We start from the raw sequence: 24,943 nt of genomic DNA on the forward strand, positions 1-24,943 counted from the left end.
ACGGATTGATGAAAGTAAAAAAAGGCATACTGGACATTTTGAAGGGAAAGTTTTTAGTGGATGGGGATTCGCTTAAGAACTGGAGGTTCATCATTTTCACCTCCTTTTTAGCGGCAATCATGATAAGCAGTTCGCATAGTGCGGACAAGAAAGTGCATAAAATCGCCGCTCTGAACGAAAGTGTCAAAGAATTGAAAAATGAGTTTGTGGACGCTCGGTCAGACCTGCAAAAGTTAAAGTTGGAATCCACCATAACAAGTACGGTGGAAGAAAAGGGTTTGTATCCATCGGAAACACCTCCAAAAAAAATAAAGGTAAAATCATTAAAAGCTTTTAATTAACCAATGCCGGTAACTGAAAAATCCATATTGTCCAGATTGTATATCGTTGCGGCATGCCTTGTGGTTTTTGCAGGTGCGGTATTGTTCAAATTGGTTTCCATACAAGTGATTGATGGTGAGAAGTATATGGCCTTGGCCGAAACCAGAACCACCAAAATGTTCACCATAGCTCCCAATAGGGGCAATCTTTATTCCGATGATGGCAGTCTACTGGCTACCTCCGTATCAAAGTACAACATACATTTCGATGCGGTTACCGTAAGTGAAAAGGATTTTCAGGAAAATGTTAAGCCCTTGTCGGATGCATTGGCAAAACTATTTAACAAAGAGTCTTCCTATTACCAACAAATTCTAAGAAAGGCCAGGCAGAATCAAAATAGGTACGCCTTGATCGCCAGAAATTTGGATTATTCCGAATACATGGCGGTGAAAAGTTTTCCGCTCTTCAACAAAGGCCCCTTTAAAGGTGGTATCGTTATCGACCAAAACACAAAACGGGAACATCCACTTGGGAAAATAGCAGAGAGAAGCGTAGGCTATGAACGCGTGGACGAAAACGGTTACAGAACCCGGGTGGGAATGGAAGGCGCCTTTAGCGATTACTTAAGTGGTATTGAAGGTAAAAGGTCCAAAGTAAAGATTGCGAAAAACCAATGGAAACCCATTGGTTATGATAATATCGTAGAACCAAAGGATGGCTACGATGTCTATTCCACCATTGATATCAATATCCAGGATATTGCGCACCATGCGCTTTTGAAGCAACTGGAAAAATACAAGGCGGACCATGGCACCGTTATAGTCATGGAAACAAAAACGGGTGAGGTAAAGGCCATTTCCAATTTGGGCAGGACCTCGGAAGGTAAATATTACGAGCGTTTGAACTATGCTATTGGCGAATCCCATGAACCGGGCTCCACTTTTAAGTTGGTGAATTTGGTGGCAGCCTTGGAGGATAAGGTTATCGATACCAGTACCGTGGTAGATACGGAAAAAGGAAGATGGAAAATTTATAACCATTATGTAAGGGACTCAAAAAATGGCGGGTATGGTGAAATTTCCGTAGCGGAAGCTTTTGAGGTTTCTTCCAACACGGCCTTTGCCAAAATTATACATAACAATTACAAGGAAGACCCGGAGAAATATGTAAACCGACTCATGAGCATGGATATCCATAAGGAGTTGGGCCTCCCAGTAAAAGGTGAGGGCAAGCCTGTATTGAGATATCCTGGGGACAAAGGATGGTCCGGACTATCCTTGGCGCAAATGGCCTACGGATATGAAGTGGCCATGACCCCTTTACAAACCTTGGCTTTCTACAATGCCATCGCCAATGATGGGGAATTGATAAAGCCTCGCTTGATTAAGGAGGTAAAAGAATGGAACAAAACTGTCAAGAAATTTGATAAGGAAGTGTTGAACCCGTCCATCTGCTCCATGGAAACTGCCAAAAAGGTACAACAGCTATTAAAGGATGTGGTAGAGAAGAAGCATGGAACCGGTCATGGGCTGTATTCTCCCAATTTCTCAATGGCGGGAAAAACTGGCACTTGCCAGAAAAATTACGTGAGCAAAGACCCGGACAAGCTAAAATACATCTCTTCGTTTGCAGGTTATTTTCCAGCGGATGACCCAAAATACTCTTGTATCGTGGTTATACACGAGCCAGATAAAAGTGTTGGCTATTATGGGGCCGATGTATCCGGTCCTGTCTTTAAGTCCATCGCTCAAAAAATATATGCCACCTCCCCATTGATCGATGAAGTTGATGTTAAGGAGGTGTTGGAAACGAGGTTGGAGGATGCTTATCAGGGGTATTATGCCAATATCCAAAAGGAATATAAGGAAGTGCCCAACGTGCGTGGCATGAGCGGAATGGATGCGATTTCCATTTTGGAAAATCTGGGATTGGAAGTTGAGGTGAAAGGGAACGGAAAAGTTAAAAATCAGTCCATATCCAAAGGAACCGATTTAAAGAAGGTGAAAAAAATAGTATTGGAACTATCGTGAAGGTATTGAAGGACATATTGTACGGTGTGCATATTTCCGCAGTAAGTGGTACCACGAACTGTGAAGTGGCCTCGGTATGCTTTGACTCCAGAAAGGTACAGAGCGGGGATGCCTTTGTTGCCACTAGGGGTACGGTCACAGATGGACATAAATACATGGACAAGGCGGTAGCGCTTGGGGCGAGGGCCATTATTTGTGAGGAACTTCCCAAGAAAATGGTAGATGGCGTTACCTATGTTGCCGTCGAAAACGGCCAACAAGCCTTGGCCATTATGGCTTCCAATTTTTACGATACGCCATCCAAAAACTTAAAACTGGTAGGGGTAACGGGGACCAATGGAAAAACGACCGTTTCCAGCCTTTTGTACCAACTGTTCAAAAAGGCCGGCTTTAAAGTGGGCTTGCTATCGACTATTAAGATTATGATCGATGACACGGAATACCCAACTAACCATACCACTCCAGATGCCCTGGTCATCAATAAGCATCTTAAGTTGATGAACGATGCCGGCGTAGAGTACTGTTTTATGGAGGTAAGTTCCCATGGAATCCATCAGAAGAGAACGGAGGGATTGGTATTTGAAGGGGCCATTTTTACGAACCTATCCCATGATCACCTGGATTACCACAAGACCTTTGCGGAATATCGGGATACCAAAAAGAAATTGTTTGACAACCTTTCCAAAAAGGCTTTCGCACTAACGAATATTGACGATAAGAACGGCTTGGTAATGCTCCAAAATACAAAGGCAAGAAAGTTTACTTATGCCTTAAAAAATTATGCCGATTACAGGGCGCAGATTTTGGAAAACCAATTCGACGGGCAATTGCTCAAAATAGACGATAACGAATTGTGGACAAAGCTAATAGGTCATTTCAACGCCTATAACATCTTGGCCATTTACGCCGCGGCTGATTTGTTGGGACTTGAAAAGTTGGAATGCCTGCGTTTGCTGAGCGAATTGGAAAATGTGGATGGAAGATTTCAATATTATATATCAAAGGATAAAATAACGGCTATAGTTGATTATGCCCATACGCCGGATGCTTTAAAAAATGTGCTCGAGACAATCGGCACGTTGAGGACTGGAAATGAAAACGTCATCACCGTTGTGGGGTGTGGTGGCGACAGAGACAGATCAAAGCGTCCGGTAATGGGCAATATCGCTTCGGAAATGAGCAACACGGCAATTTTCACTTCGGACAATCCAAGGACGGAATCGCCAAGCGCCATTATCGCCGAAATGGAAGCAGGGGTTGAGCCGCAGAACACCAAAAAAATTTTATCTATTGAGAATCGGGAGCAGGCCATTAAGACCGCCTGCCAACTGGCAAATGCCAATGATATCATTTTGATTGCCGGAAAGGGGCATGAAACCTATCAGGAAACCAATGGTACACGCATTGATTTCGATGATTTTAAAATAGTTAAGGAACTGTTGCAAAGCTTGGATAAATAAGAAAACGAAAATTAATGGTTAAGCGTTGATTCGATACTTTTTGAACTTGACACTTGCGCTTGAACTTGAATAAATTATGTTAACCTACCTGTTCGAATATTTGGAGAAACAATACCAGCTACCTGGGGCGAGCCTGTTCCAGTTCAGTACGTTTCGTGCGGGTATGGCCATTTTGTTTTCGCTGATAATCGCTACAGCTTACGGTAAAAAAATCATACTTTTTCTTCAAAAACAACAGGTGGGCGAGACCATCCGAGACCTAGGTTTGGAAGGGCAAAAGCAAAAAGCAGGAACTCCTACAATGGGGGGAATCATCATCATCATGGCCACTTTGATCCCTGTGCTACTTTTTGCCAGATTGGAGAATATCTACATCATTTTATTGATTTTTACAACTGTATGGATGGGGGTTATCGGTTTTATCGATGACTATATCAAGGTTTTCAAAAAAAACAAGGAAGGTTTAAAAGGTAGGTTTAAGGTAATGGGTCAGGTCGTTTTGGGCCTCATTGTGGGTGCGGTACTATACTTTCATCCAGAAGTTACCATGCGAGACCATAATAAGACCATTATTACAGAGCAATTTACGGTTGAAGAGGTACGAGGTGAGGAAATCAAATCGACCATGACCACGGTTCCCTTCTTCAAGAACAATGAATTCGATTACGGCAGTTTTATTGGTTGGATGGGAGAAGGCGCCAAGGAGTACGCCTGGTTGATTTTCATTCCTATTATCATCTTGATCGTTACGGCCGTTTCAAACGGTGCCAATTTAACCGACGGTATTGACGGTCTGGCAGCAGGGACTTCCGCCATTATTGTATTTACATTGGGGGTATTCGCCCTGGTTTCCGGTAACATCATTTTTTCAGAATACCTGGATATCATGTATATCCCAAGGGTAGGAGAGTTGCTAATATTCATCACAGCATTTGTTGGTGCCTTGGTAGGCTTTCTTTGGTACAATACCTATCCCGCCCAAGTTTTTATGGGTGATACGGGAAGTTTGACCATAGGCGGGGTGATTGCGGTTATCGCCATCATCGTTAGAAAGGAACTCTTGATTCCCGTCTTATGCGGTATTTTTTTCGCGGAGTCCCTATCGGTAATGACGCAGGTGGCCTATTTCAAGTATACCAAAAAGAAATTTGGGGAAGGAAGACGTATTTTTTTGATGTCCCCTTTGCATCATCATTACCAGAAGAAAGGCTACCATGAAAGCAAGATCGTGACCCGTTTTTGGATTGTTGGGATTATGCTGGCCGTGGCCACAATCGTTACCTTAAAAATACGATAGATGGCATTTTTGGTGGTGCTTGGCGGTGGAGAAAGTGGCGTGGGTACGGCCATCTTAGGGAAGCAAAAAGGCTATGAGGTTTTTGTTTCCGATAAGGGGAAAATAAAGGAAAAGTATAAGAAAGTTCTTGAACATTTTGGAATCGATTGGGAAGAATCCAAGCATACTGAGGACAAACTATTAAAGGCCGATTTGGTCATGAAGAGTCCGGGGATACCGGATACCGTTCCATTGGTAAAGGCGCTTGCCAGTAAGGGAGTTCCAGTGATATCGGAAATCGAATTTGCATCCAGATATACCGATGCAACAATTATTGGGATTACAGGAAGTAACGGCAAAACTACCACCACAATGCTTACCTACCACATTTTGAAAAATGGCGGTTTGAATGTGGGAATGGCGGGTAACATTGGGGACAGCTTTGCGAAAATGGTCGCAGAGGAAGCCTTTGACTATTATGTTTTGGAAATCAGTAGTTTTCAGTTGGATGGAATCAGGGATTTTAGACCCCATATTTCCGTCCTAACGAATATTACGCCAGACCATTTGGATCGCTATGATTATAAATTTGAGAACTATATAGCCTCCAAATTCCTGATTACAAAAAACCAGCAGTCGGCCGATTATTTCATCTATGACCAGGACGATGAAGTTATTGGTGATTGGCTGAGCAAGCACCCGATCAAATCCAAATTACTTCCTTTTTCCCTAAAACAATCCATAGGGGAAGGGGCCAGTTTAGACGAAAATGAAATTAAAATAACAACTCAAGAAGACACGATAAAAATGATGACAGACAGCTTAGCATTGGAAGGCCAGCATAACTTAAAGAATACCATGGCAGCGGCCATGGTGGCAAAATTGGTGGGTATCCGTAAAGAAACCATTCGGGAATGCATTTCTAATTTTCAGGGCGCTCCCCACAGGTTGGAGAAGGTATTGAAAATACACCATGTACAGTATATCAATGATTCCAAGGCTACCAATGTAAATGCCACGTATTACGCTTTGGAGAGCGTAAAAACTCCCGTTGTCTGGATTGTTGGTGGTGTTGATAAGGGCAACGAGTACAAGGAGTTGATGCCCTTGGTGAGGGAGAAGGTTAAGGCCATTATCTGTCTTGGTGTCGATAATGAAAAAATAAAGGAAACCTTTGGTAACGTAGTGGACCTATTGGTGGAAACATTTGCCATGGAGGAAGCTGTAAAGGTCGCTTATAAAATCGCGGAAAGGGGCGATACGGTATTGTTGTCCCCAGCCTGTGCAAGCTTTGACCTTTTTCAGAACTATGAAGATCGGGGCAATCAATTCAAAAACTGTGTAAAAAACCTATAATCCGTGCGAAACCTATTGCAAAATATCAACGGTGACAAAGCCATTTGGGCCATTGCGGCACTTTTGGCGTTGTTTTCGTTTTTGCCCGTTTACAGTGCCAGTAGTAATTTGGTCTATGTAGTGGGTAATGGCACAACGGTTGGCCATCTAGTGAAGCATGCCTTGTTATTGTTCTTAGGTTTCGGTATCATTTACGGGGTACATAAAATACCCACCCATTTTTTCAAGGGTCTTTCCTTAATAGCCATGCCCATTGTCATCGTGCTCTTGATCTTTGTGCTGGCCCAGGGGACTACAGCGGGGGAAACCAATGCAAGCCGTTGGATTCGTTTACCCTTGGTAGGATTCGGGTTTCAGCCTTCCAACTTGGCAGCCGTAGTTTTGATGATCTATGTTGCCCGGTATCTTTCCAAGGTTCGGGATGTAAAGGTTACCTTTTCTGAAAGTATTGTACCCTTATGGTTGCCCGTCTTTTTGGTAGTGGTGTTGATCCTGCCCGCAAATTTTTCTACGGCCGGGATTATTTTTTCTATGGTCTTGATGCTTTGCTTTTTGGGGGGATATCCCATAAAATATTTATTGGGTATCGTTGGAACGGGCATCGCCTGTTTGGCCCTGTTCATTTTGGTGGCCAAGGCGGCACCCGATTTGTTCCCAAATAGGGTCGATACCTGGATGAGCCGTATCGATAGTTTTAGCAATCCGGAGGATACCGAGGCCAACTATCAGATAGAAAAGGCCAAAATAGCCATCGCTACGGGCGGTGTTATGGGCAAAGGTGCCGGGAAAAGCGTACAGAAAAATTTCCTTCCCCAGAGTTCGTCGGATTTTATCTATGCCATTATTGTAGAGGAATATGGGCTATTGGGCGGATTTGCCCTTATGTTTTTTTACCTGTTTTTGTTGTTCAGGATCGTGGTGGTCGCCAATGGCTGCACCACCATTTTTAGCAAATTGTTGGTGCTAGGTGTTGGTTTGCCCATAGTTTTTCAGGCTTTGATCAATATGGCAGTGGCCGTGGAGCTGTTTCCCGTAACGGGTCAAAATTTACCATTGATCAGTAGTGGGGGAACTTCCAGTTGGATGACCTGTCTGGCGATAGGCATCATTCTAAGTGCCAGTAACAAAAGCATGCAGCAGACGACGGAAAGTACCGTGGATATTGATGAAAGCAACCCTTTAGAAGTATTGAGTGGGCAGTTATAGGTTTATCATATCCGGTGGCGGAACGGGGGGACATATTTATCCGGCGATTTCAATTGCCGACGAACTTAAAAGAAGACATCCCAATGCGGAGTTCCTTTTTGTTGGGGCAAAAGACCGAATGGAAATGGAGAAGGTCCCGCAAGCGGGATACAAAATTGAGGGATTGTGGATAACGGGGATACAACGGAAACTGACCCTAAAAAATGTAATGTTTCCATTGAAACTGATAAGTAGTTTGATAAAGGCACGTAAAATAGTAAGCAAATTTAAGCCCCACGCCGTAGTGGGTACGGGCGGTTTTGCCAGTGGTCCTTTATTGAAAGTGGCTACAAGCAGCGGAATACCTTGTGTACTACAGGAACAAAACTCCTTTGCCGGAATCACGAACAAACTACTTAAGGACAAGGTGGCCAAGATTTGTGTGGCCTACGATGGTATGGAACGATTTTTTCCTGCCGATAAAATCGTGAAAACCGGAAATCCCGTAAGGGCCGATTTAATTTCCATACAGGAGGATAGGTCTGATGCGTTACGATTTTTTGGTTTGAACACGCAAAAGAAAACCCTTTTGGTGCTAGGGGGCAGTTTGGGCTCCAAGCGAATCAATGCCTTGATTGCGGATAACCTGGAGTTTTTCAAATCCTTGAACCTTCAGTTGATCTGGCAATGTGGAAAGGGGTATGTAAAGATGTACGAAGGTAAAAATTCGGATTATGTAAAGGTATATGCCTTTTTGAACGATATGGCAAATGCCTATGCCGCGGCGGATATGATCATTTCCAGATCTGGGGCGGGAGCGGTTTCGGAGTTATGTTTGGTAGGAAAGCCTACCATCTTTATTCCATCACCTGTGGTGGCGGAGGACCATCAGACAAAAAATGCACAAGCCTTGGTGGCCGAAGATGCCGCCGTCATGATTAAGGAAAGTGATTTGGAAGAAAAGTTTAAAGAAGAGTTTTTGTCGGTTTTCGAATCGGAAGAAAAACGGGAACGACTTTCCAAAAATATAAAGGCTTTGGCACTGCCCAATGCCACGAAGGACATTTGTGATGAAATTGAAAAATTGTTGAATTAGCCAACATGGAAATAAAGGATATACATAGGGTTTACTTCATTGGTATCGGAGGTATAGGTATGTCCGCATTGGCCCGGTATTTCAAGTTTATCGGGAAGGAAGTGGCTGGTTACGATAAGACCGAAACTCCTCTGACCATTGAACTATCCGACCATGCTATTTCCGTGCATTATAAGGATGATTTGGAATTGGTTCCCAAACCGTTTCTAAACCCAGAGGAAACCTTGGTGGTGTATACGCCGGCGGTAAAAAGTACACATTCAGAATATCAATATTTTCTAAGGAACGATTTTGTCATCAAAAAGCGTTCTGAAGTCTTGGGTTTGATTACCAAGGATTCCTTCTGTTTCGCCGTTGCGGGCACCCATGGAAAGACGACCACATCAAGCATTCTTGCTCATTTGCTTCGTGAAACGGGAACTCCGTTAACGGCATTTTTGGGCGGTATTTCGGAGGATTTTAACAGCAATTTTCTTTTAGAGGGAACCGAGTATTCCGTGGTGGAAGCGGATGAGTTCGATCGGTCCTTTTTGAGATTGTCGCCCAATGTGGCCTGTATAACCTCTATGGATGCGGACCATTTGGATATTTACGGGAATGCCCAGGAACTACAAAAGTCGTTTCTTGACTTTGTGGCCCGAATAAAGCCTGGAGGAAAGCTTTTTGTTCGTAAGGGTTTGCCTTTAAACGGCATAACCTATGGGATAGAGGATGATTCGGATTATTGCATCCGGAATTTAAAAATAGAACATGGTACCTACATTTTTGATTTGGGAACTCCGGAAGGAACATTTACCGGGGTTCGATTCAACAAACCGGGAAGACACAACCTGTTGAACGGTTTGGTCGCTTTTGCCATGGCGATACAAGCAGGTTCCCCACCGTATCGCCTAGCCGAAGCTTTGGCATCTTTCAAGGGTGTTCAGAGACGATTTTCCTACCGTATCAAGAACGAGGATTTTGTCCTCATCGATGATTATGCCCATCACCCCACTGAAATAGATGCCGTGTATGATGCCATTGTTGAAATGCATCCCAACAAAAGGATTTTGGCCATTTTTCAGCCACATTTGTTCAGTCGGACCAAGGATTTTGGGGATGATTTTGCAAAAAGTCTATCAAAATTTCCGAGTGTTCTGCTATTGGAAATTTATCCGGCCAGGGAAGAGCCCATGGAGGGAATTGATGCTGCTTGGTTGATGGGAAAGATGACCAACGCCCAAACAAAAGTTGTGGAAAAAGGGGATTTGGTATCGGAAATAAAAGCCCAAAATCCAGAAGTGCTCGTCATGATGGGTGCAGGTGATATTGGGTTGGAAATTATGAAAGTAACAAAAGAATTGGAGTATGCGCATTGATTGGAACTTATTGAAAATAGTTGCGCTATTGTTCGTAATAATGGGGCTTTACGCGTTTTCTAACAATAGGAGCAATAAGAAGAACGTAGTCCGTTCCAGAGTGGAATTTCTGGGTGACCAAAACCTCTATATTACTGAGGGAGCGGTTAATAAATTGTTAATACAAAATTATGGGCGGCTCGAAAATGTGCCTAAAGAAAATATAGTTTTGAATACTATAGAAAAGGCCCTTGAGGCCAATGAAATGGTGAAAAGTGCCCAAGTCTATGTCACTATAGACGGTGAGCTAACGTCTAAAATTGTTCAACGCAAACCCATTGGACGCATTGAGGGGGATTCAAAGTACTATCTGGATGATGAAGGAAAACGTATGCCGTTTTCATCCAATTATTCGGCTAGGGTGCCTATTATAACAGGCAATATAACGGGTAAGAGCCTTGAGGATGTGTACAGGATTTTGGAGTTTATAAACAAGGACGATTTTTTACGAAAGAACGTGATTGGTATACATATAAAGGCGGAGGATGATTACCAATTGAAGTTTAGGCTGAACCAGTTTGTGGTGAATTTAGGGGGTATTGAAAATTTGGAAGGGAAGTTCAGCAATTTTAAGGCCTTTTATGCCAAGGCGAACAAGGATAATACCTTGGAGGATTTTGCGGAAGTAAGTTTGGAATTCAATAACCAGGTAGTGTGCACTAAAATATAACAACATGGAACAAGGAAATTATTCGGTAGGATTGGACATAGGGACCACTAAGATCGTGGCCATCATCGGAAAAAAGAATGAGTACGGCAAAATCGAGATTTTGGGAATCGGTAAATCCAAAAGTCTCGGGGTGCACAGGGGCGTTGTTAACAATATCACGCAAACGATAAAATCCATACAGCAGGCCGTGGAACAGGCCGAAACCAATTCCGGACTAAAAATAGGTTCCGTTGTGGTAGGGATTGCCGGTCAGCACATTAGAAGCCTGCAGCACAGTGACTATATTACCAGAAAGGATTCAGAGGAAGTTATCAATGAGGACGATTTGGATTCCTTGGTCAATCAGGTCTATAAACTGATCATGCTCCCCGGGGAAGAAATCATTCATGTATTGCCACAGGAGTATAAGGTGGATGGCCAGGCCGAAATAAAAGAGCCTATCGGAATGTACGGGGGCAGGCTGGAGGCCAATTTCCATGTTGTGGTGGGCCAGGTTTCCTCTATCAAGAACGTAGGCCGTTGTATCAAAAGTGCCGGATTGGACTTGGGGAACATTACCCTGGAGCCACTGGCATCTGCCGATGCCGTGTTGAGCATGGAAGAGAAGGAAGCGGGAGTAGCTTTGATCGATATAGGGGGCGGAACTACAGATCTGGCCATTTTTAAAGATGGTATTATCCGTCATACGGCCGTAATTCCTTTTGGTGGCGGCGTTATAACCGAGGATATTAAGGAAGGCTGCTCCATCATAGAAAAACAGGCCGAAAGTCTTAAGGTACGTTTTGGTTCCGCTTGGCCCGGGGAGAACAAGGACAATGAAATCGTATCCATACAAGGTTTGAGGGGCCGTGAACCTAAGGAAATCACCTTAAAGAACCTTTCCAAAATCATACATGCCAGAGTGGTCGAAATTATAGAGCAGGTGTATGTAGAAATCAAGAACTATGGTCATGATGAGCAAAAAAAGAAATTGATCGCGGGCATCGTGCTTACAGGAGGTGGAAGTCAATTGAAGCACCTAAAGCAGTTGGTGGAATATATCACGGGAATGGATACCCGTATAGGCTACCCCAACGAGCATTTAGCAGGGGATTCAGACGAGGAAGTGGCCAGTCCACTTTACGCCACGGCCGTAGGTTTGTTAATGAACGCCATTAGGAAGGAAGAAAGGAAGTCGGCCATCAATAAAAATAAGATCAAGAAGGAGGAGGAACCTGTCATGGCCGGTTTTGAAGAAGAGGTTAAGGTGAATCAACCTATGAAGGAGCGGAAATCCGTTTTTGACCGATGGTCCGAAAAGTTGAAGGATTTTTTGGATAACGCCGAATAAGAACTAGAATAAGCGCATAATAACCAGTAATAATAAAAGTATGAGTAATCACAACGAATTTGATAGTATCTCTTTTGATCTTCCAAAAAATCAAAGCAATGTCATTAAGGTCATTGGAGTGGGTGGCGGGGGCAGTAATGCCATAAACCACATGTTCCAGGCCGGTATCAACGGGGTAGACTTCGTCATCTGCAATACGGATGCACAGGCCTTGGACAATAGTCCGGTACCCAACAAGATTCAATTGGGGGTATCACTGACGGAGGGATTGGGAGCTGGTGCCAATCCGGAAATCGGTGAGCAGGCCGCTATGGAGAGCATGGAAGATATCAAAGGAATGCTGGACCGTACGACAAAAATGATTTTCATTACCGCTGGTATGGGTGGGGGAACAGGAACTGGTGCTGCTCCCGTAATTGCCAAGTTTGCCAAGGAAATGGATATTCTAACGGTGGGTATTGTTACCATGCCGTTCCAGTTTGAAGGTAAAATGCGTTGTGATCAGGCCCATCAGGGTATAGAAAAGTTGCGGAAGAATGTAGATTCCTTGATTGTTATCAACAATAATAAATTACGGGAAGTCTATGGAAATCTTGGGTTTAAGGCCGGTTTTTCAAAGGCCGATGAGGTTTTGGCAACCGCCGCTAGGGGAATTGCGGAGGTGATAACACATCATTATACACAAAACATCGACTTGCGCGATGCCAAGACCGTTCTTTCCAATAGCGGAACAGCAATCATGGGTTCAGCCATAGCTTCAGGTTCCTCAAGGGCGAACGAGGCCATTATGAAGGCATTGGATTCCCCATTATTGAACGATAACAAGATTACCGGTGCCAAGAACGTATTGTTGCTTATTGTTTCCGGGGCGCAGGAAATTACGATTGACGAAATTGGGGAAATTAACGATCACATTCAAATTGAAGCGGGTTATGGTGCCAATATCATTATGGGTGTTGGTGAGGACGAGTCCTTGGGCGAATCTATCGCGGTTACCGTTATCGCCACGGGATTTAACGTGGAACAACAGGATGATATCGTAAACACCGAGTCAAAAAAAATCATCCATACATTGGAGGACAACCAAAAGGCGGAAGCTGAACTCTTAACTACAAAACGTACTGTCCATGCCTTGGAAGTTGAAGAGGAAGAGGAGGTGATTGAAAAACCCCAGGAGCGCTATCAGTTTTTGGATTCGGGCGATTTTGACTTGATTCCTACTACCAATTATATCCGGAATTTTAACGTCTTCTATGACGAGGTAATTGCCGAATCTTTGTCCGAGGATGATTTTGTAATTATAGATGCAACGGCCAAAATTAGGGATATCGAAGTGGTAGAGCCTGAAGTTTTAAGGTACGAAAGGGAAGAAGAGGACCAATTTGCCATGAGTTTTGAAATGCCCTTGGAGGATGATGAAAAGGACAATGTTGTAGTCTTTAACTTGGATGATGAAATCAAGGATTTGGACGTAAACGATAGCGTGGAGATAATCCCTGTTTTGGAGTACAATAAAAAAGGAGAGACTCGATACAGTTTGGACGATTATATGGAATTGGAGAATAGGTTAACCGGGGCCAAATCCAAAGCAGAGGAATTTGAACCCAAAATTATAGAGGACGAACTGGTTTTTGAAAAAAGAACGGTTGCCCCAAAGGAACATAATAGGGATGAAACCTCTATAGATCCCATGGAGACCCCAATTGAGGAATTGCTTAGACAGCGTGCGGACGAACGAAGGAGAAAGTTAAAGGATTTCAATTACAAGTTCAAAAACAGCTTGAGCAATATTGATGAAATTGAGAAAGAGCCTGCCTATAAGAGGCAGGGCGTTAATTTGAACGAAAACCCTAGGGAAAAAAAAATTTCAAGAACGACCTTAAGTGACGATAGTAACGATGAGATTCAATTGCGGTCCAATAATTCGTTCTTGCACGATAATGTAGATTAGTGTTATTTCGATATCTATTTGAACCCGAAAACAAATTTTGTTTTCGGGTTTATTATTTATCTTTGCAATCCAAAAACCACAAACGATGAGTTTACAGGCAAAAGTAATGGAGCAAATGAAGGTCGCGATGAAGGCCAAGGACACGGTGGCCTTGGAGTCTTTAAGGGCCATCAAATCCGCTCTTTTGTTGGAAAGTACCAGCGGCTCAGGAAAGGAATTAAGCGAAGAGGATGAAATAAAGTTGCTGCAGAAATTGGTTAAGCAACGGAAGGACAGTGCCGCTATTTTTGTGGAACAAGGAAGACAGGATTTGGCGGAACCGGAGTTGGCCCAGGCTGCCGTAATCGAGCAGTTCTTGCCAGAACAGCTTACTGAGGAAGAAATTGAAAAAGTTGTGGTCCAGACCATTGATGCCACAGGTGCTTCTAGCATGAAGGACATGGGCAAGGTAATGGGAATCGTGTCCAAGGAGTTGGCCGGTCAGGCGGATGGTAAGACCATATCAGCCATCGTAAAACAAAAATTAAGTTCTTAGTTTATAATATAATGACCGAGTGGCACTCCCGATAGCTATCGGGAGAATCCAGCATCGGATTTGTGAATTGAATATTGTAACGGTAAATTTGAGTCTTTTACTCATATTATTAAATAAGGCCGCGTGGCGCAACTGAATAGCGCATCAGATTTCGGCTCTGAGGGTTGGGGGTTTGAATCCCTCCGCGGTCACGAATAAATAGTTCAAAAAGAAAAAACGCCAAGCTTGCTTGAGCGTTTTTTTGTTTGGACTATTTTCAAAGCGGAGCTTTGAGGGAAAGGCTTAGCCAATCCCGATATGGTTCTACATTTTGATTTTATTCCGCTTGAGCGTTTTTTTGTTTGGACTATTTTCAAAGCGGAGCTTTGTGGGAAAGGCGCAGCCAATCCCTCCGCGGTCACTAATTAAATCCAGATTCATTTAAATGAATCTGGATTTTTTGTTGGTATCCCACAAATATCATTCAATCCTCTCGATTCTATTTTTAAAAAATTAACTAAATTTTATTATAGTTAGTTCGGAACAAAACGAACTATAAAGTAGCTTTGTTACAGAATTTGTACTATGGGGCTATGCTCAGAACATAAACGAATGTTGATAGAGGAATTGGGGCTTTATTTTGAAAGGCGCCACAATTTGCCACCATTGGCCGCCCGAATCTATGCGATAATGGTTTTATCCTCTCAAGAGGGCTTTTCTTTTGAAGAGCTCATGGAGATTACCCAGGCCAGTAAAAGTTCTGTTTCCACAAATTTAAATCTCCTGTTGCAATTAAAGTACTTGGAATACTATACACGGCCAGGTAAGCGGAAAAGATATTTTAGGAGTTCTGGTAGTTTTTTGCAAAACATGCTAAAAGAGCGGTTTGAAACGATAATTTCTGATCTAGAACTTACCCAAAAAGTAAATAAGTTCAATCAGGAGAACAATCCTGAAAATTATAGAAAAAAGGGGTATATCGGAAATATATTCCACGACTTCCTAGAGCAGGAAAAATTGAATATTGAACAGACCTTACAACGAATAAGGGATTTCAAAGAACAAAATTAAAAACTATTTAGTTATTCAAAATGAAGAAAATCTACACGCTCCTATTTGTAATTTCAACTCTGATCTTAATTTCCTGTGGAGGTAAAACCAATGAAAATTCGGGTAATCAATCCGCAGCCCCTTCATTTCAGGTAATAGAAATACCCACCAAGGATGTCACTTCTTTTACTACCTATCCGGCAAGTATTGAGGGCATTGTTAATAGTGAGGTTAGGGCCAAAATCTCGGGTTATATTACGGATGTTTTGGTGGATGAGGGGGAACAGGTAAAAAAAGGAGAGACCCTTTTTAAATTGGAAACCCAATCCCTAAGTCAGGATGCCGCTGCTGCTTTGGCAAACGTCAATGCCGCTCAAGTGGAAGTGGATAAATTAAAACCTTTGGTTGAAAAGAATATTATCAGCAGTGTGCAGCTGGAAACTGCAAAGGCAAAGTTGCAACAGGCAAAGAGCACGTATAATTCCATCAATGCCAACATCAACTACGGGAGTATTAAAAGTCCAGTTGATGGTTTTGTAGGGTCCATCAGATTTAGAAGAGGAGCTTTGGTCAGTCCAAACAACGCCCAGCCTCTTACTATTGTTGCGGATATCAGTAAAGTGTATGCTTATTTCTCCATGAACGAAAAGGATTATCTGAATTTTATTCAGGATACGAAAGGCAATACCATAAACGAAAAGATACAGAACTTACCCGAAGTTGAACTAATTCTCGCGAATGGGAGGGTTTATAATCAAAAAGGGAAAATTGAGACCATAAATTCACAAGTGGACGCCGCTACGGGTGCTATCACCTTTAGGGCCAAATTTGACAACCCTTCAAGGATTTTGACCAATGGCAACAGCGCTAAGATCAGAATACCCAAAAAGTTTGAGAATGTTGTAGTGGTTCCCAAGGAAAGTACTTTTGACAGACAGGGCAGTGTATATGTGTATCAGGTGCTTTCAGATAGTACGGCCGTATCCAAAAGTATTGCTGTTATTAACGAGGTGCGTAATCTATACTTGGTGGAAAGCGGTATTAAAGAAGGTGATAAAATTGTGGGTCTGGGGATTGACAAATTAAGGGGGGATACCAAAATTATTCCAAAATCCGTTGCCTTCGATAGCGTTGCAAAGCCCATTAAAATTTTATTCAGATAATAGTAGAACTTCGGATAACACATTAGAATATGCTAAAAAAGTTTATTGAACGGCCAGTACTTTCAACCGTAATTTCGATTATTATCGTCATCTTGGGATTGTTGGGTCTTACCTCATTGCCCATTACCCAATATCCGGACATTGCACCGCCTACCATTAGCGTGAGTGCCAACTATCCCGGTGCGAATGCTGAGACCATTTTGGAAAGTGTAATTATTCCCTTGGAGGAACAAATTAACGGTGTGGAAGGGATGACCTATCTTACATCCACGGCTACCAATAGCGGTACGGCCACTATAGACGTATTTTTTGACCAAGATGTAAGTCCCGATATCGCGGCGGTAAACGTGCAAAACCGAGTAGCTAGGGCTAATTCACAACTACCACAGGCTGTAATACAGACCGGCGTTACTACACAAAAACAACAGACCAGTGCGCTGATGTTCATGTCCTTTTACAGTACCAATCCAGATTATGATGAAACCTTTGTGCAGAATTACCTTAAAATAAATGTGATTCCGGAGATTCAAAGGGTAAATGGAGTTGGTAATGTCAATGTATTCGGTTCCAAGGACTATGCCATGCGAATTTGGTTGCAACCCGAAAAATTAGCGGCCTATGGATTAATACCTTCGGATGTGGTAGCCGTCTTAAACGAGCAAAGTTTAGAAGCGGCAGCAGGCTCTCTAGGTGAAAACGACGGCGAAGCCTTTAGCTATGTGATAAAATATGGAGGAAGGTTTAAAACGCAGGACCAGTACAGTAATATTGTAGTAAAGGCTTTGGACAATGGACGATTTCTGAGGCTTGAAGATATTGCCGAAATAGAATTAGGGGCGCAGTCGTATGCAGCAAGTTCCATGACGTCAGGTCATCCGGCCGTAAACATGGGAATCTATCAGACCAAGGGATCCAATGCCAGGGAAATAATTCTTGAAATTGAAAATAGGCTAGAACAGATCAAGGAAGACCTTCCGGCGGGTATCAATATTTTTGTACCCTACAACACCAACAATTTTTTGAACGCTTCTATAAAAAAAGTGGCCAGTACCTTGGTAGAGGCCTTTTTATTGGTATTCTTGGTTGTTTTTATTTTTCTTCAGGACTTTAGGTCTACCCTCATTCCTGCCATTGCCGTTCCGGTTTCCATAATTGGAACATTTTTCTTCTTGAATCTTTTTGGTTATTCCATCAACTTGTTGACATTGTTTGCCTTGGTTTTGGCCATTGGTATTGTAGTGGATGATGCCATCGTTGTTGTGGAAGCGGTACACGCCAAATTGGATAAGGGGGCCAAGGATGTCAAACAGGCAACAGTAACGGCCATGAACGAAATATCGGGAGCGATTATATCCATCACACTGGTCATGGCGGCCGTATTTATCCCGGTAACCTTTGTCACGGGACCAACGGGTGTATTTTATGAGCAATTTGGTGTAACCTTGATTGTGGCCATCATCATTTCTGCAATTAATGCGCTTACCTTGAGCCCGGCACTTTGTGCATTGTTCTTAAAGCCACATACAGAGGAGGATGAAGGAAAAAAGAAAAATTTTAAACAGCGATTCTTCGATGCTTTCAATAGCGGTTTCAGGGCGACTACTCAAAAATATGGCCGGTCCGTTCATTTTCTGTACAAACATAAGTGGGTAACCGCATTTATTCTTGTTTTGGCCTTTGTTGGTATTTGGTGGTCATCCAGTGTGGTTAGAACTGGTTTTGTTCCCGATGAAGATCGTGGTATCGTATTTATGAACATTGAGCTTCCCCCGGGTTCCTCCATTGACAGAACCCATGAGGTCAACGAAGAGTTGTATTCCAAAATAAAGAAAATACCAGGGGTTTTGGATGGTTCCGTTATTGAGGGACGTAGCTTTTTGGGAGGAGCAGGCAGTAATTACGGTCTGGGTTTTGTTCGTTTAAAGGATTGGGATGAGCGGGGAGCAGATTCGTTGACTATGGAGGCCATTACCGCAAAAATGTTTGGAGCGGCGGCAACGATTCCTGAAGCTAATATAGTATTCTTTGCCCCTCCAAGTATTCCAGGTTTTGGACGTTCTTCAGGTGTGGAGGTAAATTTATTAGATCGCGCCAGTGGTTCTTTCACGGATTTGGATAAGGTGAACAAGGAATTTATTGCCAACTTGACCCAAAGGCCGGAGATTCAGTACGCACAATCCTCATTTGATACGGGATATCCACAATATGAACTTGAAATAAACGTGCCAAGGGCCAAGGAACTTGGGGTATCCATAAGTAGTATTTTTGCCACCCTACAGGGGTATATCGGGAGTATCTTTGCTGCGGATTTTTCCCGTTTTGGTAAACAGTACCGTGTGTATGTTCAGGCGCTTCCAGAGGATAGGGCGGATCGCGACAATCTGGACCAAATGTTCGTTAGAACTTCCGAAGGTGTCATGACCCCCATTACGGAATTTATCAGTTTGGAAAGGGTGTATGGACCACAATCGGTAACGCGGTTTAATTTGTTCAACTCCACGAAGATTACGGCCGCCACGAATCCCGGATATAGCTCGGGAGATGCTATAAAGGCCGTGGAAGAAGTGGCCAAATCCCTACCGACAACGTTTTCAATTGCGTATTCCGGCCTGACACGTGAAGAAGTGAATGCCGGAGACCAGACCACGACTATTTTTCTATTGTCACTGGTGTTCGTGTATTTCCTGCTTGCGGCGCAATATGAAAGTTATCTAATACCTTTTTCTGTATTGCTTTCGTTGCCGTTAGGAGTTTTTGGTGCCTATTTGACTACGCAATTGGCCGGACTGCAAAATAATATCTACTTCCAAATTGCCTTGATTATGTTAGTAGGCCTTCTTGCCAAGAATGCAATTTTAATTGTGGAATTCGCCCTGCAGAGAAGAAAGCAAGGATTATCAATCCTTGATGCTGCCGTGGAAGGAGCAGAATCAAGACTACGTCCAATTTTGATGACCTCCTTTGCTTTCATATTGGGATTGATGCCCTTGGCCCTTGCAGGTGGAGTAGGGGCAGAAGGAAATAGGTCTATTGGTACCGGCGCCGTGGGTGGTTTGTTCATTGGTACCGTAGTGGGTGTATTCGTTATTCCCACCTTATTCATTTTCTTTCAGTGGTTACAGGAAAAAATATCCGGAGAGCCAAAATTCGAAACGGTAGAAAAACAGAATAATTAGTATAGTATGGGATTGTCAAAATATATAAAAATTGGTTTTACGGCATTTTTGCCAATAATTTTGGTTTCATGCTTTTCTGCCAAGACGTATGAAAGACCGGAGGATGTGGTATTGGAGTCACAATATTTTAGAACGGATTCCCTACAAAGAGATAGTGTTTCCTTGGCAACAATTTCATGGAAAGAATTGTTTACAGACCCATATCTACAAGGTTATATAGAAGAAGGTCTTCAAAATAATATTGACATAAGAAAGGCCATTCAACGCATTTTGATTTCGGAAGCATATTTAAAACAGGGAAAGACCGGCTATTTTCCTACCCTGAATCTCAACCCAAAATATACCCATACGGAGATTTCCGGGAATAGTCAGTTTGGAGGTCTTTTTAGTAGGTTGGATCAATACGAGGTAAGTGGTGGACTGTCTTGGGAGGCTGATATTTGGGGTAAAATAAGAAGTAATAAAAGGGCTTTCGAGGCAAGTTACCTACAATCAGTCGCCGCCCATAAAGCGGTGAAAAGTACCTTGGTGGGAAATATAGCTTCCCTCTATTATCAACTATTGTCTTTGGACGAGCAAATCCAGATTACGAAATTGACCATAGAAACCCGTTCCAGCGGATTGGAGACTACCAAAGCTTTAAAAGAGTCGGGGAATGTTACGGAGGTGGCCGTTAAACAAACGGAGGCCCAATTGTATACGGCACAGGCATTGTTGATCGACTTGGAAAATTCAGTAAAGCTTTTGGAAAATTCCATGTCCTTGATTTTGGGTGATGAACCAAAGGAAATTGTAAGAAGTACCTTGGAAGAGCAAAAAATAAATACACCGCTAAGTATTGGGGTACCCACCCAACTCTTGGCGAACCGGCCCGATGTTATATCCGCGGAGTATGGTCTGGTAAATGCTTTTGAACTTACCAATGTTGCCCGAAGTAATTTTTACCCATCCATTACCCTAACCGCCAATGGAGGACTTCAAAGTTTGGATTTTAATAAATTGTTCGATACCAATTCCTTGTTTGCTTCCATTGTAGGAGGACTTACACAGCCATTGTTCAATGGTAGGAGAATACGAACACAATATGAAGTAAGTCAGGCCCAACAGGAACAGTCAAAGTTGGATTTTAAATATGCCTTGCTGAATGCCTCCAAGGAAGTATCCGATGCACTTTATTCCTACCAAGCGGCCATGGAAAAAATTGAAGTGAAGAAAAAGGAGTATGAAGCTTATACCATGGCCCGGGAATATTCCCAAGAGCTATTGGATAATGGTCTGGCTAATTATCTGGAAGTACTGAACGCAAGACAAAATGCGCTGAATACAAATTTGGACCTTATCTCTACCAAAAACAATAAGTTACAAGCCGTGGTAAACTTATACCTTGCTTTGGGTGGAGGCTGGAATTAAGGATGTCTTTTTTGGTTTTTGTCCAGAATATGCGCAACAATCATTTTTGCATGGATCCTTGAATTTTCTATAAACCATTTGTGGGTTTCCATACCGCCACAGATTACCCCTGCCAAATAAAGATTTTCAACATTGGTTTCCATGGTTTCCGGGTCGTATTCCGGTAATCGCTTTTCATCTTTGGTAATATGTATACCCAGCATTTCCAAGAACTGAAAATTGGGCTTATAGCCTGTAAGGGCCAGTACAAAATCATTGGGAATCGTTTTGGTCTCTCCCTTTTCATTTGTAATTTCCAAGGTATCTTCGTGAATGGCCTTTACAGTGCTATTGTAGAAGGCGGTAATGCTGCCTTCCTCAATTCTGTTGATGATATCCGGCCGTACCCAATACTTTACGCGCTGACCGACTTCCGTACCCCTAATAATCAACGTAACTTCCGCACCCTTTCTCCAACATTCCAGGGCCGCATCGATGGCACTGTTGCTGGCGCCTACGACCGCTACTTTTTGACCGGCATAATAATGGGGATTATCGTAGTAATGGGATACTTTTGGCAAATCCTCCCCAGGTACGTTCAGTAGGTTGGGAATATCATAAAAACCCGTGGCTACGATAACGTGATTTGCTTGGTACTGTCCCTTGCTTGTCCTTACATGAAAAATATCGTTAGCCTTTTGAACTTCCAACACTTTCTCAAAAAGCTGTATATTCAGTTTGTTGGATGTCACAATCCTTCGGTAATACTCCAGGGCTTCGTCTCGCTTCGGTTTGGCCTCTTTGCTGATAAATGGGATGTCGTCTATTTCCAATCGCTCCGAAGAGGAAAAGAACTGCATGTTCGCCGGATAATTGAACAAGGAATTCACAATGGGCCCTTTTTCCAGTATAACATAGGAAAGTCCTTTCTTTTGTGCTTCCAGTCCACAGGCGATACCAATTGGCCCTCCTCCTATAATCGCAATATCCAATAATCCCATTGACTATATTTTATTGGCACCTCAAAAGGGTTAATACCCCGAGGTTTGCCTCGAAATTAAAAGTTCGTTTCCAAAGAATACCTCGTGGGCTTGCCCAGAGGTAATTTACTCAATCAGACTTCGAAATACCGTTTTCCAAAACTAGCCATTTTAGTTAGAAATAAAGGCTGAAAATAAATTGAAAAAGGGACGCAATTTATTATTGTATATGATTTATATCATGCTTTAGGCCCTTTGTTTAACCGAACTTTAAATATCATTAAAAATCATAGTTATGAGTCTAAGACATAGAGTACCCGTATCCACCATTATGACAAAAAAGATCATCACCTTAAACAGTAACGATCAATTGGAAACTGCGGAACGCCTTTTTAAGGAGAACCATATTCGCCATATTCCCGTTGTGGAAGGTGATGCCATAATTGGAATGTTGAGCTTGACGGATTTGCTTCGAATCAGTTTTGCCGATGGCGCCTACGAAGAGGATTCCGATGTGGAAACCATTGTCTATAATATGTTCACCATCTCACAAGTGATGGCCAAAAACCTGAAGAGTATTTCCTCAAATACAACGATCAAAGAAGTAGCCGAAATTTTGGCAAATAGGGAATTTCACGCCCTTCCGGTCGTTGATGGCGAAAAATTGGTAGGGATTGTTACCACTACCGATTTGATAAAATACCTTTTGGAGCAGTATTAGTTTTAGGTTATGCATAGGGTGGTCAGAATCCTTGTGATCCGTTGGCCACCTTTTGCTATTTAATAATTGTAAAGCCGAAGGTTCTCTTTTCCTTAAGCTTCATCTGAAATCAAAAACCAAGACTATAATGAATGCCTCAAGTAGTACGTCTGGGGTAGTTTAAATTCCATCCGCGACCGATTTAAGCTCCGAAATGGTCTGCAACGGGTTTTCACTTTTGAAGACAAAGCTGCCGGCTACCAATACATCCGCACCGGCGTCGATCAACTTTCTAGCATTTTCCGTGGATACGCCGCCATCTATTTCAATAAGGGCCGAAGCATTTTTTCGCTGGATAAGCTCCTTTAGGGTCTTGATTTTTTCGTAGGTGTTTTCAATGAAGGACTGGCCACCAAAACCCGGGTTCACGCTCATGATCAATACCAAATCAATATCACTGATAATGTCCTCCAACAGATTGATATTGGTATGCGGATTTAAGGCAACCCCAGCTTTCATACCCGCTGCCTTGATAGCCTGTATGGTTCTATGCAAATGGCTACAAGCTTCGTAATGAACCGTTATAATAGCAGCACCAAGTTCAGCAAAGGTGCCAATATATCTGTCCGGATCAACGATCATCAAATGTACGTCCAAGGGTTTGGTGGTATGTTTTTGAATAGCCTTGATAACGGGCATTCCGTAGGAAATGTTGGGGACAAAAACGCCGTCCATAACATCGATATGGTGCCAATCTGCAACACTGTTGTTCACCATTTCAACATCACGTTGTAAATTTCCAAAATCCGCTGCAAGTAGTGATGGGGCTATTTTTGTTTTTTGCATTTTATATCTGCTAAATGATTATGCAAAAATAGTGATTTGAGTTTTGCATAACCCATTGTGATTCGCTTTACGGTTTCATCTTGTCAAAGTAATGTATCAGATCACTTTCCGCTGCTATATATCCAAAAGAACTCCATGAAGGGCTATCCACTAAATCCAAAATTAGCTCTTTGGCTTTTTCTTTATCATTGTTATAAAAAAACCAGTTAGAAAGTCCGTAGGCCACGGCATCGTTCGATGGATTTCCAGATTTGGTTAGAAGGAGGGAATCTAGGGGGATCAAACCTTTGTACAGCTTACAAAGTTCGTAATAGCTTTGGTTTTCAATAATTTCCATTTTTTGGGTAATAGGTTCCAGTATTTCATTTGCCAATGTTTCGTTTCCAAGCCTACGCTGAATCATATATAGCCAATGCGTACTTGAAACAATATTGTCATCCAGCTCTCCTGATTTCCTGCAGTTTAGATACGCATCATATGCTTTTTCATAGTCGTGTTCCAGATAATATGCCAAACCCAAGTGATACCAAATATTTCCGTGTAGTGTGCTTACAGGAATGTTCATGGCATTGGGCATTCCATCGGGTTCGATTTCATTGTGCTTTCCTTCAATGAGTTTTGTCGCCAACTCCAAATCTGAGATTGCCTTTTCGAATTCCCGGATAGAGATGTACCGATGTCCGCGATGGCGATAAAAACGGGCGTCCTCAGGGAATTTCTCGATTCCTTTGGAGTATAAATCGATGGCATCTTCATACTTTCCAAGATAGGCGGTCCGCCTCCCGTACCAAATCAGTGCATTGGCGCTATCGGGATTGCTTTCGTATGCTTGCTTCGCCTCTTGGTATTGGGCAATCATTTTTTCGGAAGGTTCAGGTATACTGAATTCCTTGCCCAAGGGCGTTGTGAATCTATGAGGTGTTTGCAAGGCATTGGATACCGTCTCTGGAGTTTCTGTTTTTTCCTTTTTGATTTCTTGGCAACCGGAAAAAACCATCAAAAAACCCAATAGCAAAAATACCTGGCCTACTGTTATTCTGAATTTACTCATGT

At 42.7% G+C, this 24,943-nt stretch carries 20 protein-coding genes and 1 tRNA gene; 18 read left to right on the forward strand and 3 right to left on the reverse strand.

Annotation, left to right across the window (positions count from 1 at the left end; translation table 11 throughout):
- Positions 1 to 8: 8 nt before the first annotated feature.
- The 17 genes from PP181_RS14135 to PP181_RS14215 all read left to right on the forward strand — a co-directional run bounded on the left by PP181_RS14135 (position 9) and on the right by PP181_RS14215 (position 21,385).
- Positions 9 to 341 (forward strand): FtsL-like putative cell division protein, encoded by a 333-nt coding sequence (locus tag PP181_RS14135; RefSeq protein WP_272637578.1) that lies wholly within the window; start codon positions 9 to 11, stop codon positions 339 to 341.
- 3 nt (positions 342 to 344) lie between these two features.
- A complete protein-coding gene (locus PP181_RS14140) occupies positions 345 to 2,351 on the forward strand; it encodes a penicillin-binding protein (protein ID WP_154920621.1) in 2,007 nt (668 codons plus the stop codon).
- Entirely contained in the window at positions 2,348 to 3,811 is a 1,464-nt protein-coding gene (locus PP181_RS14145) for a UDP-N-acetylmuramoyl-L-alanyl-D-glutamate--2,6-diaminopimelate ligase (RefSeq protein WP_272637579.1), read from the forward strand. Before PP181_RS14140 ends, PP181_RS14145 begins: the two co-directional genes overlap by 4 nt.
- Positions 3,812 to 3,887: 76 nt before the next feature.
- Entirely contained in the window at positions 3,888 to 5,108 is a 1,221-nt protein-coding gene (gene mraY / locus PP181_RS14150; protein ID WP_138259339.1) for a phospho-N-acetylmuramoyl-pentapeptide-transferase, read from the forward strand.
- Entirely contained in the window at positions 5,109 to 6,443 is a 1,335-nt protein-coding gene (gene murD, locus PP181_RS14155; protein ID WP_272637580.1) for a UDP-N-acetylmuramoyl-L-alanine--D-glutamate ligase, read from the forward strand.
- A gap of 3 nt (positions 6,444 to 6,446) precedes the next feature.
- Positions 6,447 to 7,649 (forward strand): FtsW/RodA/SpoVE family cell cycle protein, encoded by a 1,203-nt coding sequence (locus PP181_RS14160; RefSeq protein WP_138259341.1) that lies wholly within the window; start codon positions 6,447 to 6,449, stop codon positions 7,647 to 7,649.
- Entirely contained in the window at positions 7,636 to 8,724 is a 1,089-nt protein-coding gene (gene murG, locus PP181_RS14165; protein ID WP_272637581.1) for an undecaprenyldiphospho-muramoylpentapeptide beta-N-acetylglucosaminyltransferase, read from the forward strand. The genes PP181_RS14160 and murG overlap by 14 nt, the downstream gene beginning before the upstream one ends.
- A 5-nt stretch (positions 8,725 to 8,729) precedes the next feature.
- Complete coding sequence (murC, locus tag PP181_RS14170) at positions 8,730 to 10,082, forward strand: UDP-N-acetylmuramate--L-alanine ligase (protein ID WP_154920633.1); 1,353 nt, start codon at positions 8,730 to 8,732, stop codon at positions 10,080 to 10,082.
- A complete protein-coding gene (locus tag PP181_RS14175) occupies positions 10,072 to 10,791 on the forward strand; it encodes a cell division protein FtsQ/DivIB (protein ID WP_154920635.1) in 720 nt (239 codons plus the stop codon). Before murC ends, PP181_RS14175 begins: the two co-directional genes overlap by 11 nt.
- Positions 10,792 to 10,795: 4 nt before the next feature.
- Entirely contained in the window at positions 10,796 to 12,121 is a 1,326-nt protein-coding gene (gene ftsA, locus PP181_RS14180) for a cell division protein FtsA (protein ID WP_138259345.1), read from the forward strand.
- A 40-nt stretch (positions 12,122 to 12,161) separates the two neighbouring features.
- A complete protein-coding gene (ftsZ, locus tag PP181_RS14185) occupies positions 12,162 to 14,072 on the forward strand; it encodes a cell division protein FtsZ (RefSeq protein ID WP_272637582.1) in 1,911 nt (636 codons plus the stop codon).
- An 85-nt stretch (positions 14,073 to 14,157) separates the two neighbouring features.
- On the forward strand, positions 14,158 to 14,607 hold the full coding sequence (locus tag PP181_RS14190; protein WP_272637583.1) for a GatB/YqeY domain-containing protein: 450 nt from the start codon (positions 14,158 to 14,160) through the stop codon (positions 14,605 to 14,607).
- Positions 14,608 to 14,724: 117 nt separating this feature from the next.
- Positions 14,725 to 14,798: transfer RNA gene (locus tag PP181_RS14195), tRNA-Arg, on the forward strand.
- A 400-nt stretch (positions 14,799 to 15,198) separates the two neighbouring features.
- Positions 15,199 to 15,657 (forward strand): GbsR/MarR family transcriptional regulator, encoded by a 459-nt coding sequence (locus tag PP181_RS14200; protein ID WP_161595367.1) that lies wholly within the window; start codon positions 15,199 to 15,201, stop codon positions 15,655 to 15,657.
- Between the two features lie 20 nt (positions 15,658 to 15,677).
- Complete coding sequence (locus PP181_RS14205; RefSeq protein ID WP_272637584.1) at positions 15,678 to 16,799, forward strand: efflux RND transporter periplasmic adaptor subunit; 1,122 nt, start codon at positions 15,678 to 15,680, stop codon at positions 16,797 to 16,799.
- A gap of 29 nt (positions 16,800 to 16,828) precedes the next feature.
- Positions 16,829 to 19,975 (forward strand): efflux RND transporter permease subunit, encoded by a 3,147-nt coding sequence (locus tag PP181_RS14210; RefSeq protein ID WP_272637585.1) that lies wholly within the window; start codon positions 16,829 to 16,831, stop codon positions 19,973 to 19,975.
- Positions 19,976 to 19,981: 6 nt separating this feature from the next.
- Positions 19,982 to 21,385: a TolC family protein gene (locus PP181_RS14215; RefSeq protein WP_272637586.1), complete on the forward strand. Its 1,404-nt coding sequence runs from the start codon at positions 19,982 to 19,984 to the stop codon at positions 21,383 to 21,385.
- Here PP181_RS14215 and PP181_RS14220 read toward each other — a convergent pair.
- The gene (locus PP181_RS14220) at positions 21,382 to 22,365 is read right to left on the reverse strand and encodes a YpdA family putative bacillithiol disulfide reductase (RefSeq protein ID WP_272637587.1); all 984 of its coding nucleotides are present in this window, start codon (positions 22,363 to 22,365) and stop codon (positions 21,382 to 21,384) included. The two genes, PP181_RS14215 and PP181_RS14220, sit on opposite strands and share 4 nt — an antisense overlap.
- 274 nt (positions 22,366 to 22,639) lie before the next feature.
- On the opposite strand from PP181_RS14220, the gene PP181_RS14225 reads away from it, so the two are divergent.
- On the forward strand, positions 22,640 to 23,065 hold the full coding sequence (locus PP181_RS14225) for a CBS domain-containing protein (protein WP_246160924.1): 426 nt from the start codon (positions 22,640 to 22,642) through the stop codon (positions 23,063 to 23,065).
- A 159-nt stretch (positions 23,066 to 23,224) separates the two neighbouring features.
- On the opposite strand, the gene rpe is transcribed toward PP181_RS14225, so the two are convergent.
- Positions 23,225 to 23,890 (reverse strand): ribulose-phosphate 3-epimerase, encoded by a 666-nt coding sequence (rpe, locus tag PP181_RS14230; RefSeq protein ID WP_154920649.1) that lies wholly within the window; start codon positions 23,888 to 23,890, stop codon positions 23,225 to 23,227.
- A 67-nt stretch (positions 23,891 to 23,957) separates the two neighbouring features.
- Positions 23,958 to 24,941 (reverse strand): tetratricopeptide repeat protein, encoded by a 984-nt coding sequence (locus tag PP181_RS14235; protein ID WP_154920651.1) that lies wholly within the window; start codon positions 24,939 to 24,941, stop codon positions 23,958 to 23,960.
- Positions 24,942 to 24,943 lie beyond the last annotated feature (2 nt).

Origin of the sequence: Maribacter sp. PR66 (assembly GCF_028464205.1) — a bacterium.
Lineage (GTDB): Bacteria > Bacteroidota > Bacteroidia > Flavobacteriales > Flavobacteriaceae > Maribacter > Maribacter flavus.